We start from the raw sequence: 13007 nt of genomic DNA, 5'->3' as shown, positions 1-13007 counted from the left end.
TTCGCATAGACCGGCTCATTCATCTGATAATCGGGTGCACCCGGCGTGTTACGGCAACGCCGCCGCAACGCCGGTGCGACGCCATGCCTGCAACGCCCACGGCGCGTCCACCCGGCCCGCAGCGTTGCGCGTGCATCGCGGGGTTTCGCGCTACGCCACCGGGAGCCGTGCCTGACGAGGAGACTGCGTGATGCGGGGTGATCCGATCCAGCGTGCAATCGACGAAGACCTGGTGCGCGTGCTGTACGCGCAAGACCCGATTGCGTTCTTTTCGCACTGGTTTTCGATCGCGGTGCTGGTGGCGATCTATTGGCCGAACATTCCGTCGCCGCCGCTTTTCATCGCGTGCTTCGGGTTCTATGCGGCGGCGAATATCGGCAGTCTTGCGCTGTGGATCTGCAATCGCCGTTATCCGCAACTGGTTTCGCCGCGCGGCTGGATCGTTTTGCACGCGGTGCGCGGCATGCTGCTGTACGCCGCGCCGGGCATCGCCGTATGGTTCGCGTTTCAGAGCCCGCAGTCCGATCTGCCGATCCTGCACACCGTGATGCTCGTCACGCTGGCCGCGGGCGTGTTCATGTCGAATGGTTTCGATCTCCTGAATTTCTCCACGTCGCTGCCGTTCCTGCTGCTGCCGTCGATCGTCATGCATGTCGGCGCACATACTTTCGACCGCACCATTCTCGCGCTCGTCCTCGCGTTCTTTTTTTGCGCGATCAACGTCTACGCGCTGAGTTACCGGAAGCTCTTCCGGCAGGTCGTGCAGGCACGGGTCGATCAGCAGTATCTGGCCGAATCTCTCGCTGCGCAGAAACGGGTCGCCGAAGATGCGAGCTTCGCGAAGACACGGTTTTTCGCGGCCGCGAGCCATGATCTGCGCCAGCCTTTGCATGCGATCGGTTTGCTCGCGGCGTCGCTGAACGATCCGGCTGCCACGCCCGTGCAGCAGGCGAAGACCTCCGAGCACATCGTCTACAACGTCGAGGCGCTGAACCAGCTGTTCAATCAGGTGCTCGAGCTTGCACGGCTCGAAAGCGGCGTGACGCAAGTGATCCGGTTGCATTTCCGGCTCTCGGAACTGTTCGAGCGGGTGGGTAGCCAGTATCGTCCGCAGGCGGCGGCAAAGGGACTGGCGCTGCGCATCGCGCCGACCGCGATGATCGTGTACGACGATCCGGTGCTGCTCGAACGCGTGCTGAGCAATCTGCTATCGAATGCCGTGCGCTACACCGAGCAGGGCGCGATCTGGCTGGGGTATCGTCGCGCGGGGCGCGCATCTGGGGGCTACGTCGAGGTGCGCGATTCGGGCGTCGGCATTCCCGCCGAGGAGCACGAGCGGATCTTCGAGGAGTTCTATCAGGTCGCCAATCCGCAGCGCGACGCGCGGGCCGGACACGGTCTGGGCCTGCCGACAGTGAAGCGGCTCGTCGAACTGCTCGGCGGCGAACTGGAACTGCGCTCGGCGCCGGGGCGCGGCTCGGTGTTCCGCTTTCCGGTGCAGGCAGGCGACGCGGGCGCACTGGTCGCAAGCCTGAATGAAACGGTGGTGGGCGGACCTTCGGCGCAGGGCCGCCGCGTGTTGTGCATCGACGATGAAGCGTCGATCCTCGAAGGGCTCAGGAGCCTGCTCGGGCGTTGGGGTTGCATGGTGCGCGGCGTGCGTGACGAAGCTGGCGCGCTCGCCGCGATCGAAAGCGGCTTCGTGCCGGACGCGGTGTTGTGCGACTACCAGCTCGCCCATCATCGCACGGGCGCGCAGGCGCTGATCGCGGTGCGCAATGCGCTTGCCGACGTGGGGCATGAAGGCTTGGTGACGTTGCTGATTACCGGCGACATGGCGTCCGCCGAGCTGGCGGCGCTCGCGTTGCAGGGCATTCCGGTGCTGCACAAGCCGGTGACGCCGGCGCGCCTGCGGCGCACCCTCGAAATGCTCTGGCAGCAGGCCGAGCTGGACAAGGGCCGCACGACGGCGACCATTGCGCTGCGCGAAACCGACGGCTAGAGCGCTTTGCCTCCTTCGAGCCAGCCGTTGATGACCGCGATCGCTGTCGACCGGTTGTGCACGCCGAGCGCGCGAAAGATCACCGACAGATGCACCTTGACCGTTCCTTCCGCCACGCCGAGATCGCGCGCAATCATCTTGTTGGTCCAGCCGCGATGCACGAGCCGCATGATGTCTTGCTGACGCGGCGACAGGTTTTCCAGCAGATGCTGTTGATGCGGCTGTAGCGTGTGCAGTTGCGCGGGCTCGGTAATCGGTTCGGTGAGGGAAGCGCCGGTGGGCGCCGGCGCTGGCGTGATTCCCTGGGTCGCGCTCTGGACCGGCGCCGCGGAGGCGGTCTGGCCGCTCGCGCCAGACGGCTGAGCGTCGCGCGACCCGAGCAGGCTGAGCGCTTCCATGGGCACATAGGCGCCGCCCGACAGCACCAGTTCGATTGCCTTGAGCATCACGCTCGCGGGCTGACGTTTCGGCACGAAGCCGAGCGCGCCGGCGGCGAGCACGGCGCGCATTTCGTCGGGCGATTCTTCGGCGGAAAGCACGACGACCGGCAGCGCCGGATTCGCTTTGAGCAGCAATTCGAGCGACGACGCGCCGCTCATGCCCGGCATATGCAGATCGACGATCGCGAGGTCGTGATTTGCATCCGGACGGGCGGCGGATGCGAGGGATTCCCAGGTATCGGCCTCGTCGAACTGGGCGTCGGGGTCGAGGCCGCGCAGCAGCCCCTTGACGCCTTGCCGGATCAGTTCGTGGTCGTCGGCCACAAGAAACTTCATGATGTCTCCGCGAGTCGGGTCTGTCCGTTGTGGACTCCCGCCGTTAGAGTGCCTCGTTTTTCACTTCTCGTCGCGGGAATCGCATCACGGGTCGCCACGCGCGGGTCGATGCCGACCTGGTCATTAAACGAGTCATGTGGCGCTTTTTTTAATCGCGCACGGGACGCGGAACGCGATGCGTGCCAGTTCCATGTTGGCCGGCGTGTCATCTGACTGCGAACAGCGTGGCGTTCATCAGCATTTTGAAAGCGAACCCGAGCGACACGGCGCACGCCACGCCGAAGCACCATAGAACGACGAACCACAACCAGCCCGGCATGTTACGGACCGGCATGCCGGGCATTTGCGGACTTTGCCGGTCGCTGCTCTCGCGCGTTCGCCTAGTGGTAGTGATGTTGATCGCCATGACGCACCTTGCCTCGAAAGACCCAGTAACCCATCGTCGTGTAGACGATGATGACCGGAAGAATGATCGCCGCACCGACCAGCGTGAACGTCTGGCTGGCGCGCGGCGCGGCCGCCTCCCATAGCGTCATGCTCGACGGAATCGCGTAAGGCCACAGGCTCACCAGCAATCCGGCATAGCCGAGCAGCACGAGCAGCAATGCCAGCGCGAACGGCGTGTTGTGGTGCCGTGCGCGCACCGCGCGGTACATGAACAGTGCGCAGACCGCGACGAGGAACGGCACGGGCAGCAAGCGGTGCAGCAGTCCGTCATGGAACCAGCGCTGCGCGATGTTCGGGTCCTGCAGCGGCGTCCACAGGCTGATGATCGCAATGAAGGCGAGCAGCACGATCGTCAACGGCCACACCACGCGGTGCAGGCGGCGCTGCAGATCGCCTTCGGTCTTCGCGACCAGCCAGCAGCAGCCGAGCAGCGCGTAGGTGACGACGAGCCCGAGACCCGTCAGCAGGCTGAACGGCGTGAGCCAGCTGAACGCGTCGCCGGCATACGCGCCGTTCTGCACCGGAATGCCCTGCAGGAAAGCGCCGAGTGCGATGCCCTGAAAGAACGTCGCACCTGCCGAGCCGCCGATGAATGCAAGGTCCCACAGGTGTTTCGTACGATTCGCCTTCGCGCGGATCTCGAACGACACGCCCCGGAAGATCAGGCACACGAGCATGAAAATGAGCGGCAGATAGAGCGCGGACAGCACGGTCGAATACACGACCGGAAACACGGCGAAAAGACCGGCGCCGCCGAGCACCAGCCATGTCTCGTTGCCGTCCCATACCGGCGCGACGGTGGTCATCATCAGGTCGCGCTCTGTTTCGTCGGGAAAAAACGGGAAGACGATGCCGATGCCGAGATCGAACCCGTCCAGCACGACATACATGAAAAGGCCCAATGCGATGATCGCGGCCCACACTACGGTTACGTCCATTGTCTGTCTCGCAAGCAGCAGGGTAATGAAGAGGCGATCACGCGGCGTCGATCAACTGGTCGGCGGCGGAGAGCGGGCGGCGAGCCGTCTCGCTCGGCACGAAGCCGGGCGCGTGCCCCGCCGCGCGTTGCGGCGTCTGACCGGGCAGCGGCGGGCCTTTGCGCATCAGCTTGAGCATGTAGTAGATGCCGGTGCCGAACACGAGGAAATAGACCAGCACGAAGACCATCAGCGAAATGCCGACCTGCTGCGTGGTGAGCGGCGACACGGCTTGAGAGGTCCGCATCACGCCGTACACGACCCACGGCTGGCGGCCCGCCTCGGTCGTCACCCAGCCGGCCAGCAGCGTGATGAAACCCGTTGGACCCATGGCGACCGCGAAGCGCTGGAACCACTTCGCTTCGAACAGGCGCTCGCGCCGGCGCAGCGCCCACGCGGCCAACGACATCGCGATCATCAGCACGCCGAGACCCGCCATGATGCGAAAGCTCCAGAACACCACCGTCGAATTCGGGCGATCCTGCGGCGGGAATGACTTCAGACCACGGATTTCGCCGTCCCAGCTATGCGTGAGGATCAGGCTGCCCAGGTGCGGAATCGACACTGCATAGCGCGTCGTCTCCGCCTGCATATCGGGAATGCCGAACAGGTTCAGCGCGGTGCCGCCCTTTTCGGTGTCCCACAGTCCTTCGATCGCGGCGATTTTCGCCGGCTGATACTTGCGCGTGTTCAGACCATGCTGATCGCCGACGAACGCCTGCACGGGCGTGAGAATCAATAGCAGCCAGAGGGCCATCGAAAACATCTTTCTGACGGCCGGGTCGCGCCGTCCGTGCAGCAGATGCCACGCGCCCACCGCCGACACGACCAGCCCCGCGACGATGAACGCCGCGAGCGCCATATGCACGAGCCGGTAGGGAAACGATGGATTGAAGATGATCCTGAACCAGTCGAGCGGCACGACGTGGCCGTTCACCACCTCGAAGCCTTGCGGCGTTTGCATCCAGCTGTTCGAGGCAAGAATCCAGAAAGTCGAGATCAGCGTGCCGATGGCGACCATCAGCGTGGCGCCGAAGTGCGCGCGCGCGCTCACGCGCTGCCAGCCGAACAGCATGATGCCGAGGAAGCCGGCTTCGAGAAAGAATGCGGTCATCACTTCGTACATCAGCAACGGACCGGTAATGGGTCCGGCGAAGCTGGAGAAGCCCGACCAGTTGGTGCCGAACTCGTAGCTCATCACGACACCGGAGACCACACCCATGCCGAACGCGACGGCGAAGATCTTCGACCAGAACAGGCAAAGATCCTTGTAGTACGCCTTACCGGTTTGCAGCCAGCGCCATTCGAGCACGGCGATGAAGCTGGCGAGGCCAATGCTGAGCGCCGGAAAAACGATGTGAAACGAAACGGTGAACGCAAACTGGATGCGGGCGAGATCGAATGCCGATAGAGCGGAGTTCATGACTGTGAGGTGCGTAAGTGCGTGAGGCCGGACTACGCGCGTCGACCGGTGTCGGTGCGCTCTGCGCTGGGCAGATGGCGCAAGAGTAGGGGATCAGGCGTTTTATTGCTGCGGTGCGACGTGCGTCAAAAAACCACGTTGTTTTGAGGCGCGTTCCGATTTTCAGGCCGCAAACGCTTGATGTATCTCAAGTTTTCCTAAGCGCACGACGGCGGGCTATCCCGCAAATGCGCGCTTGCATGCGTCAATCGACCGCGCTGCAGCACGATGTGTCCGTGCAGGCTATGTGGCCTGATCGTGCCGCCTGAGAAGGGCGTTACAGCTGGCGGGCTCCTCAGGGAGTGCGGCGGGGCGCAACGCGGGGCGGATCTTCATTCGGGGACGGGCTCCAATAGCGAAGGTGTCGCCGCGGCTAGCAAGCTCGGATCGAATCCCGTTCGCAGTTATACGATGTCACATAAATGAGAGCGCGTTATGTCATTGATTGGTCGGAAAAAGGAGAATGTCGCCCGAAAAGCATCAGGGTAAATGCCTAATTGAAAAGCGCATCCGCATCGGAGATAGTACGTCATCGTACAACCAAGCATTGAATAGTCATCGTGCAGCGACGCGCCTGAATTGGACCGCGCGCAGCGCAGCAAAGGAACCTGATGAAAAAGATTGCCTTGAGTGGGGCCGGCGGCCAGCTTGGCTCAGTGGTGCGCGCGGCGCTGGTGGCGCGCGGCGTGCCGCTGCGCTCCGCAGCCGGTTCCCGGCCGCTCGTGCCGCTCGTCGAAGGCGAGGATGTGATGCACGGCGATCTGCGCGACCCCGCGACCGTCGAACGCTTGCTGGACGGCGTCGATGTGCTGATCCACTTCGCCGGAACGAGTGTAGAGCGCCCGCTGCCCGAGATCATCGACAACAATCTGCGCGCGCTCGTCGAAGTGTATGAAGGTGCGCGCCGGCAGGGCGTGCGCCGCGTGGTGTTCGCCAGCTCGAACCACGCGATCGGCATGTACCCGGTCACCGAACATCTCGGCCTGGATTGCGCGTTGCGTCCGGACGGGTTCTACGGCCTGAGCAAGGTGTGGGGCGAAGCGCTCGCGAGAATGTACTGGGACAAGCACGGCATCGAAAGTATCTGCGTGCGTATCGGCAGCTGCGTCGAGCGCCCGACCGAGCCCCGGCACCTGAGCACGTGGTTCGGCCATCGCGATCTGCTGCACTTCCTCGACCGCTGCGTGCAGGCGCAGGACGTGGGCTTCATCACCGTGTGGGGCGTCTCGGCCAACACGCGCAGCTGGTGGGACAACAGTGGCGCGGAGCGTCTTGGCTATCAGCCCACGCAGAACGCCGAGGACTATGCCGAAGCCATCCTCGCGCGGCCCAATCCGCTCGATGCGCTGGGTCAGCGCTTCCAGGGCGGCGGGTTTGTCGGCATCGATTACTCGCGCACCACGGATGCCGTGGACGCGGCGGCGGCCATGCCGCCCGCGGCATGATCCACCGGAAACACAGTCAAGCATTGCAGGACCACGAGGAGACGCAGTCATGAAGATCAAGGGCATCCGCTGGTGGATGGTCAGTCTGGTCGCCGCCGGGCTCATCATCAATTATCTCGCGCGCAATACGCTGTCCGTGGCCGCGCCCACGCTGATGAAAGACCTCAACATCACCACGGAGCAATACGCTCACGTGGTGGTCGCCTGGCAGCTTTGCTACGCGTTCATGCAGCCGGTGGCCGGCTTCGTGCTCGACACCGTCGGCACCAAGCTCGGCTTCGCGGCTTTCGCGCTGGCCTGGTCGCTCGCATGCGCGGCGGCCGCGTGGTCGACCGGCTGGCGCAGCCTCGCGTTTTTCCGTGGGCTGCTCGGCGTGGCGGAGGCGGCCGGCATTCCGGCCGGCGTGAAGGCGACGAGCGAATGGTTCCCGGCGAAGGAGCGCTCGGTCGCGATCGGCTGGTTCAACATCGGTTCGTCGATCGGCGCGCTGCTCGCGCCGCCGCTCGTGGTCTGGGCGCTGCTGCAAGGGAAATGGCAACTGGCGTTCGTGATCGTCGGCGTGGCGGGCATCGTGTGGAGCGCGCTGTGGATGGTGCTCTACAAGCATCCGCGCAAACAGAAGCTGCTGGGCGACGCCGAGCGTGATTACATCCTGAGCGGCCAGGAAGCGAAGCACAGCGACCCGAGCGCGCCGAAGCGCAACTGGTTTGCGATGCTCGGCAGCCGCGATTTCTGGGCGATCGGCATTCCGCGCATTCTGTCCGAGCCGGCCTGGCAGACGTTCAACGCGTGGATTCCGCTGTACATGATGACCGAGCGTCACATGAATCTGAAGGAAGTCGCGCTTTACGCATGGATGCCATTTCTCGCGGCGGACATTGGCTGTGTGCTGGGCGGCTACCTGAGTCCGTTGTTCCATCAGTACGCGAAGGTGTCGCTGTTCACGTCGCGGAAAATGGTGTTCGTGGTCGGCGCGCTGTGCATGATCGGGCCCGCCTGCGTGGGCCTCGTGGCAAGCCCGTACGTGGCGGTGGCGCTGCTGTGCGTGGGCGGCTTTGCGCATCAGACGTTGTCGGGCGCGTTATACGCGATCACGTCCGACATGTTCGGCAAGAACGAGGTCGCCACCGCGACGGGCATGGGCGGCATGGCCGGCTATCTGGGCGCGGCCGCGTTCACCACGCTGTTTGGCGTGCTCGTCACGCAGATCGGCTATAGCCCGCTATTCGTCGTGCTGGCCGTGTTCGACATCATCGCGGCTGCCGTGGTGTGTCTGCTCGCGAAAAGCGCCGACAAGTTGCCCGAGCCGCGCTGGGCAGCGGCGGGCGCGGTGGTGAAATGAGGTTGACGGCGAACCGGTAACGAGCCGGTTCCCGGAGCATGAAAAATTGGCGGCGCCTCGAAGGGCGCCGCCATTTTTTTGTCAGATAAGGCAGGGATAAGACAACGCAGATCAGGCGGTTGTCTGGCCGATTTCGTGATTCGCGAGGACTTCGAGCGCACGCACCATCGCCGAGTGGTCCCACGCTTGACCGCCGTGCGCGACGCAGGCGTTGAACAACGCCTGACAGGTGGCCGTATTCGGCAGCGACACACCCAGCGCCTGCGCGGTGGAAAGCGCGAGGTTCAAATCCTTCTGGTGCAGTTCGATGCGAAAACCCGGGTCGAACGTGCGCTTCGTCATGCGCTCGCCGTGTACTTCCAGAATGCGCGACGACGCGAAGCCGCCCATCAGCGCCTCGCGCACGCGTGCCGGGTCCACCCCCGCTTTCGACGCGAGCAGCAGCGCTTCGCCCACCGCCTCGATCGTCGCCGCAACGATCACCTGGTTGGCCACCTTGCACACCTGGCCCGCGCCCACGGCGCCAATCAGCGTGACGTTCTTGCCCATCATGTCGAACAGAGGCTTCACGCGCTCGAAGGTGGCCGTTTCGCCGCCCACCATGATGGTGAGCGATGCAGCCTTGGCGCCCACCTCGCCACCCGACACCGGCGCATCCAGATAGTCGGCGCCCTGCTCGCGAACGCGGGCCGCGAACTCGCGCGTGGCCATCGGCGAAATCGAGCTCATGTCGACCACCACCTGGCCCGCGCGCAGGCCGCCGGCGAGCCCCTGTTCGCCGAACAGCACGCGCTCGACGTCCGGCGTGTCGGGCACCATGATGAATATGACGTCTGCCTGCGCGGCGACAGCCGCCGGACTGTCGCACGCCACCGCGCCCGCCTGTTCGAGGTCGTCCGGCACGCCGCTGCGCGTGTAGGCGGCTAGCGCAACGCCGTTCTTCAAAAGATTCGCGGCCATGGGCTTGCCCATGATGCCGAGTCCGATAAAGCCTGCTTTTTCCATGGAATGTTCCGGAGAGGTCATGGCGGCCACGCTTACTGCCGGGCCGCCTGTTTCTGCGAGAAATGGTGTTGTACGGCTTGGGCGGCGTTTTTCAGCAGCCCCATATCCGCGCACACCGCGACGACGCTGCTGCCCATTGCGATATAGCGTTCGGCGTCCGCCTGAACAGGCGCAAGGATTCCGCTCGCCTTGCCGGCAGCCTTGGCGCGTTCGAACACATGCGCGATCGACTGCTGCACGTCCGGGTGGCTCGGGTCGCCGATGTGGCCATGCGTCGCCGCGAGATCCGATGGGCCGACGAACACGGCGTCGACGCCTTCCACCGCGAGAATGTCGTCGATCGACTCGACCGCTTTGCGGCTTTCGATCTGCACGATGACGCAGACGTTGTCGTTCGCAATCCTGAAGTAATCGGGCACGGTCGCGTAACGATTGCCGCGCTGGCTGACCGACACGCCGCGTATGCCTTGCGGCGGATAACGGGTCGCGGCGACGGCGCGCGCGGCGTCGTCAGCGCTGTCGACGAACGGCACGAGGAAGTTGGAAAAGCCGCTGTCGAGCAGGCGCTTGATGAACACGCTGTCATTGGCGGGCGGCCGCACGACCGGCGCGCTCGGACTGTCTTTGAGCGCCATCAACTGGGGGATCAGGGTCAGCACGTCGTTCGGCGCGTGCTCGGCGTCGAGCAGCATCCAGTCGAAGCCGATGATGCCGAGCAGTTCCGTGGCGATCGGGCTGGCAAGCGACGCCCAGCAGCCGATCAGGGTTTCGCCGCCGCAGACGGCGCGACGGAAACTATTGGGGATAGGCTGGTAAGGCGTGGCTGCTGACATGGAGGTGTTCCTCGGACGGCGAGTGGTCGGGTAACGTCGGCGGCCAGGAATCGATGCACTAACACGTGCGCATTCGATGTTATAGGTCGTCGTATGTCTACTGCAGATTAGCACCGGCGTGTGATGCTGTAACGGCCACGTAAACCCGCAGTTCCTTACTGGCCGCCAGTTCGATTTGCTTTTCACTCTTGCTATGTTGTAGGATGACTTATATCTTGTCTAGTCGAACCAGGGAAACTCAATGTCAATCACCGGCGAAATGCTGATCGGTCGTCAAGCCGTGCGCGGCAATGAAGCAGCGCTGCGCGCTTTTAATCCCGCTACAGGCGCTGAGATTGCGGAGCCGGTTTTCGGCGGCGGCTCGGCAGCGCACGTCGGCACTGCCTGCGACCTCGCGCAACAGGCATTCGACCCATACCGCCGGTTGCCGCTCACGGTGCGCGCCGAGTTTCTCGAGCGCATTGCCGACGGCATCACCAGTCTAGGCGACGCGCTGATCGAGCGCGCGCAGCTGGAGTCCGGCTTGCCGAAGGCGCGTCTCGAAGGCGAGCGTGGTCGCACGACCGGCCAGCTCAAGCTGTTCGCGCAAGTGGTGCGCGCCGGTCAGTGGCTCGCCGCCACGCTCGATTCGCCGCTACCGGAGCGCAAGCCTTTGCCGCGCTCCGATCTGCGCATGCAGAAGATCGCGCTCGGCCCGGTTGCGGTGTTCGGCGCAAGCAATTTTCCGCTGGCTTTTTCCGTGGCGGGCGGCGATACGGCGGCCGCGCTGGCGGCAGGGTGCCCGGTCGTGGTGAAAGCGCACCCCGCGCACCTCGGCACGTCGGAAATGGTCGGCCGCGTGATTCAGCAAGTCGCGCAGGGCATGGATCTGCCCGAGGGCGTGTTTTCGATGATCGTCGGTGCAGGCAATGCAGTCGGCGAAGCGCTGGTTGCGCATCCGGCGATCAAGGCGGTCGGCTTCACAGGTTCGCGCGCAGGCGGCCTGTCGCTGATGCGCATCGCGGCGGCGCGCGCCGAGCCGATTCCCGTGTATGCGGAAATGAGCAGCGTCAATCCGGTATTTCTGCTGCCCGAAGCGCTCGCGCAACGCGGCGACGCAATCGCGCGTGGTTTCGTGGATTCGCTCGTGCTCGGCGCGGGCCAGTTCTGCACGAACCCCGGCCTCGCGATTGCCGTCGACAGCGACGCGCTCAAAGGCTTTGTCGCGACGGCCTCGCAGGCTTTGGGCGGCAAACCCGCGCAGACCATGCTGACTGGCGGCATCCACTCGGCCTACGAGAAGGGCGAGGACAAGCTGGCCGCAACCGCGGGCGTGGAAACCGTGGCACGCGGTCTCGATGCAACGGGTCCGACGCAGGCGCGCGCCGCGCTATTCGTGACCGACGCGCAAACGTTCCTTGCCACGCCTACGCTGGAAGACGAAGTGTTCGGGCCGGTGTCGACGATCGTTCGCTGCAACGATGAACGCGAAATGCTCGCCGTAGCCGAGCACTTTGCCGGACAACTGACGGCCACCTTGCAGATGGATAGCGCCGACCTGGCGATTGCGCAAAAGCTCCTGCCGGTTCTCGAACGCAAAGCCGGTCGGATTCTGGTCAATGGTTTCCCGACGGGCGTGGAGGTGTCGCATGCGATGGTCCATGGCGGCCCGTTCCCGGCTACGTCGGACAGCCGCGCGACGTCGGTCGGCACGACGTCGATCGAACGTTTCCTGCGGCCGGTCTGCTATCAGGATTTCCCGGCTGATCTGCTGCCGGCAGCGCTCGCCGACAGCAATCCGCTGGATCTGTGGCGCCATCGCGATGGGGAAATCACGCGTAGTTGAGGCGAGGCTGACGTTGCCGTTTGCCGTGAGAGTGAAGAGTAAAACGCGGCAAGCGGCAAGCTGCGCAAGAACAGTGAGGCAAAAAAATGGCCGGGATGAACCGGCCATTTTTTCGTCTGCAGTGACTGCTAGTAGCTCGTGCGAATCAGCTGTGGGCTTCGGTCGTTTCATTCGCGCGCCGCAAGCGCTCGCGGCTATTCGACAGGTGCATGCGCATGGCCGCGCGCGCGCCTTCCGCGTCGTGACGCGAGATGGCTTCCAGAATGCTCTCGTGCTCCAGATTCACGAGCGACAGATACGCGTCGGGCTCCGCGCGCGCAATACCCGCGGAGTCGAGGCGGTTGCGCGGAATCAGCGCGCTGCCCATCTGCGTGAGAATGTCGACGAAATAACGGTTGCCCGTAGCGCGTGCCACCGAAATATGGAACTGCAGATCGGCGTCCACGCTGTCGAGTCCGTTGTGGCGCGTGGCCTCGATCGCGTCGAGCGCGGCGCGCATGCGGGCCAGGTCGTCCGGTTTTGCGCGTTGCGCGGCAAGGCCGGCACATTCGGTCTCCAGGCTGATCCGTAGCTCCAGAATGGAGAGGACGTCGCGCAGCGTCGTGGCGGGCACCATGTCGATGCCGAGCTTTTCACGCTGCGGTTCCAGCACGAAGCTGCCGATGCCGTGGCGCGTCTCGATGATCTTGCCCGCCTGCAGCCGCGATATGGCTTCGCGAATCACCGTGCGGCTCACGCTCAGCGTCACCATGAGTTGCGATTCGGTGGGCAGCTTGTCGCCGGGTTTCAGCGCGTTGGACGCGATCTGCTCGGTGACATAGCTGACGACGAATTCGGCCAGGTTGCGAGCGCGTCGTGGCGGTGCCGCGGATGTCAGTGGTGTAGCCATCGAA

11 protein-coding genes are annotated in these 13007 nt (G+C 64.3%); 4 read left to right on the top strand and 7 right to left on the bottom strand.

The window, feature by feature from the left end; genetic code table 11:
• Positions 1–190 precede the first annotated feature (190 nt).
• Entirely contained in the window at positions 191–2002 is a 1812-nt protein-coding gene (locus AAGS40_RS20990; RefSeq protein ID WP_345814716.1) for a hybrid sensor histidine kinase/response regulator, read from the top strand.
• On the opposite strand, the gene AAGS40_RS20985 is transcribed toward AAGS40_RS20990, so the two are convergent.
• The 4 genes from AAGS40_RS20985 to AAGS40_RS20970 form a co-directional block, all read right to left on the bottom strand.
• A complete protein-coding gene (locus AAGS40_RS20985) occupies positions 1999–2778 on the bottom strand; it encodes a response regulator transcription factor (RefSeq protein ID WP_345814714.1) in 780 nt (259 codons plus the stop codon). The two genes, AAGS40_RS20990 and AAGS40_RS20985, sit on opposite strands and share 4 nt — an antisense overlap.
• 205 nt (positions 2779–2983) lie before the next feature.
• Positions 2984–3184: a hypothetical protein gene (locus AAGS40_RS20980; protein ID WP_345814712.1), complete on the bottom strand. Its 201-nt coding sequence runs from the start codon at positions 3182–3184 to the stop codon at positions 2984–2986.
• Positions 3159–4163 carry a cytochrome d ubiquinol oxidase subunit II gene (cydB, locus tag AAGS40_RS20975; RefSeq protein ID WP_345814711.1) on the bottom strand — a complete coding sequence of 335 codons (1005 nt, stop codon included), beginning with the start codon at positions 4161–4163 and terminating at the stop codon, positions 3159–3161. The genes AAGS40_RS20980 and cydB overlap by 26 nt, the downstream gene beginning before the upstream one ends.
• 37 nt (positions 4164–4200) lie before the next feature.
• Positions 4201–5625 (bottom strand): cytochrome ubiquinol oxidase subunit I, encoded by a 1425-nt coding sequence (locus tag AAGS40_RS20970; RefSeq protein WP_345814709.1) that lies wholly within the window; start codon positions 5623–5625, stop codon positions 4201–4203.
• 650 nt (positions 5626–6275) lie between these two features.
• Between AAGS40_RS20970 and AAGS40_RS20965 the strand changes: the two genes are divergently transcribed.
• Together AAGS40_RS20965 and AAGS40_RS20960 are read left to right on the top strand one after the other, a co-directional pair.
• Positions 6276–7109 carry an NAD(P)-dependent oxidoreductase gene (locus AAGS40_RS20965; protein ID WP_345814707.1) on the top strand — a complete coding sequence of 278 codons (834 nt, stop codon included), beginning with the start codon at positions 6276–6278 and terminating at the stop codon, positions 7107–7109.
• Between the two features lie 49 nt (positions 7110–7158).
• Positions 7159–8451 carry an MFS transporter gene (locus tag AAGS40_RS20960; RefSeq protein ID WP_345814705.1) on the top strand — a complete coding sequence of 431 codons (1293 nt, stop codon included), beginning with the start codon at positions 7159–7161 and terminating at the stop codon, positions 8449–8451.
• Positions 8452–8562: 111 nt separating this feature from the next.
• Here AAGS40_RS20960 and AAGS40_RS20955 read toward each other — a convergent pair whose 3' ends face one another.
• Entirely contained in the window at positions 8563–9456 is an 894-nt protein-coding gene (locus AAGS40_RS20955; protein WP_345814703.1) for a 2-hydroxy-3-oxopropionate reductase, read from the bottom strand.
• A gap of 32 nt (positions 9457–9488) precedes the next feature.
• Entirely contained in the window at positions 9489–10289 is an 801-nt protein-coding gene (garL, locus tag AAGS40_RS20950) for a 2-dehydro-3-deoxyglucarate aldolase (RefSeq protein ID WP_345814702.1), read from the bottom strand.
• Positions 10290–10530: 241 nt separating this feature from the next.
• Between garL and AAGS40_RS20945 the strand changes: the two genes are divergently transcribed.
• Positions 10531–12114 carry an aldehyde dehydrogenase (NADP(+)) gene (locus tag AAGS40_RS20945; RefSeq protein WP_345814701.1) on the top strand — a complete coding sequence of 528 codons (1584 nt, stop codon included), beginning with the start codon at positions 10531–10533 and terminating at the stop codon, positions 12112–12114.
• Between the two features lie 145 nt (positions 12115–12259).
• Here AAGS40_RS20945 and AAGS40_RS20940 read toward each other — a convergent pair whose 3' ends face one another.
• Entirely contained in the window at positions 12260–13003 is a 744-nt protein-coding gene (locus tag AAGS40_RS20940) for a FadR/GntR family transcriptional regulator (RefSeq protein ID WP_345814699.1), read from the bottom strand.
• Between the last annotated feature and the right edge of the window lie 4 nt (positions 13004–13007).

The organism is Paraburkholderia sp. PREW-6R, assembly GCF_039621805.1.
Classification (GTDB): Bacteria; Pseudomonadota; Gammaproteobacteria; order Burkholderiales; family Burkholderiaceae; genus Paraburkholderia.
This window is presented reverse-complemented; position numbering and strand designations above follow the sequence as displayed.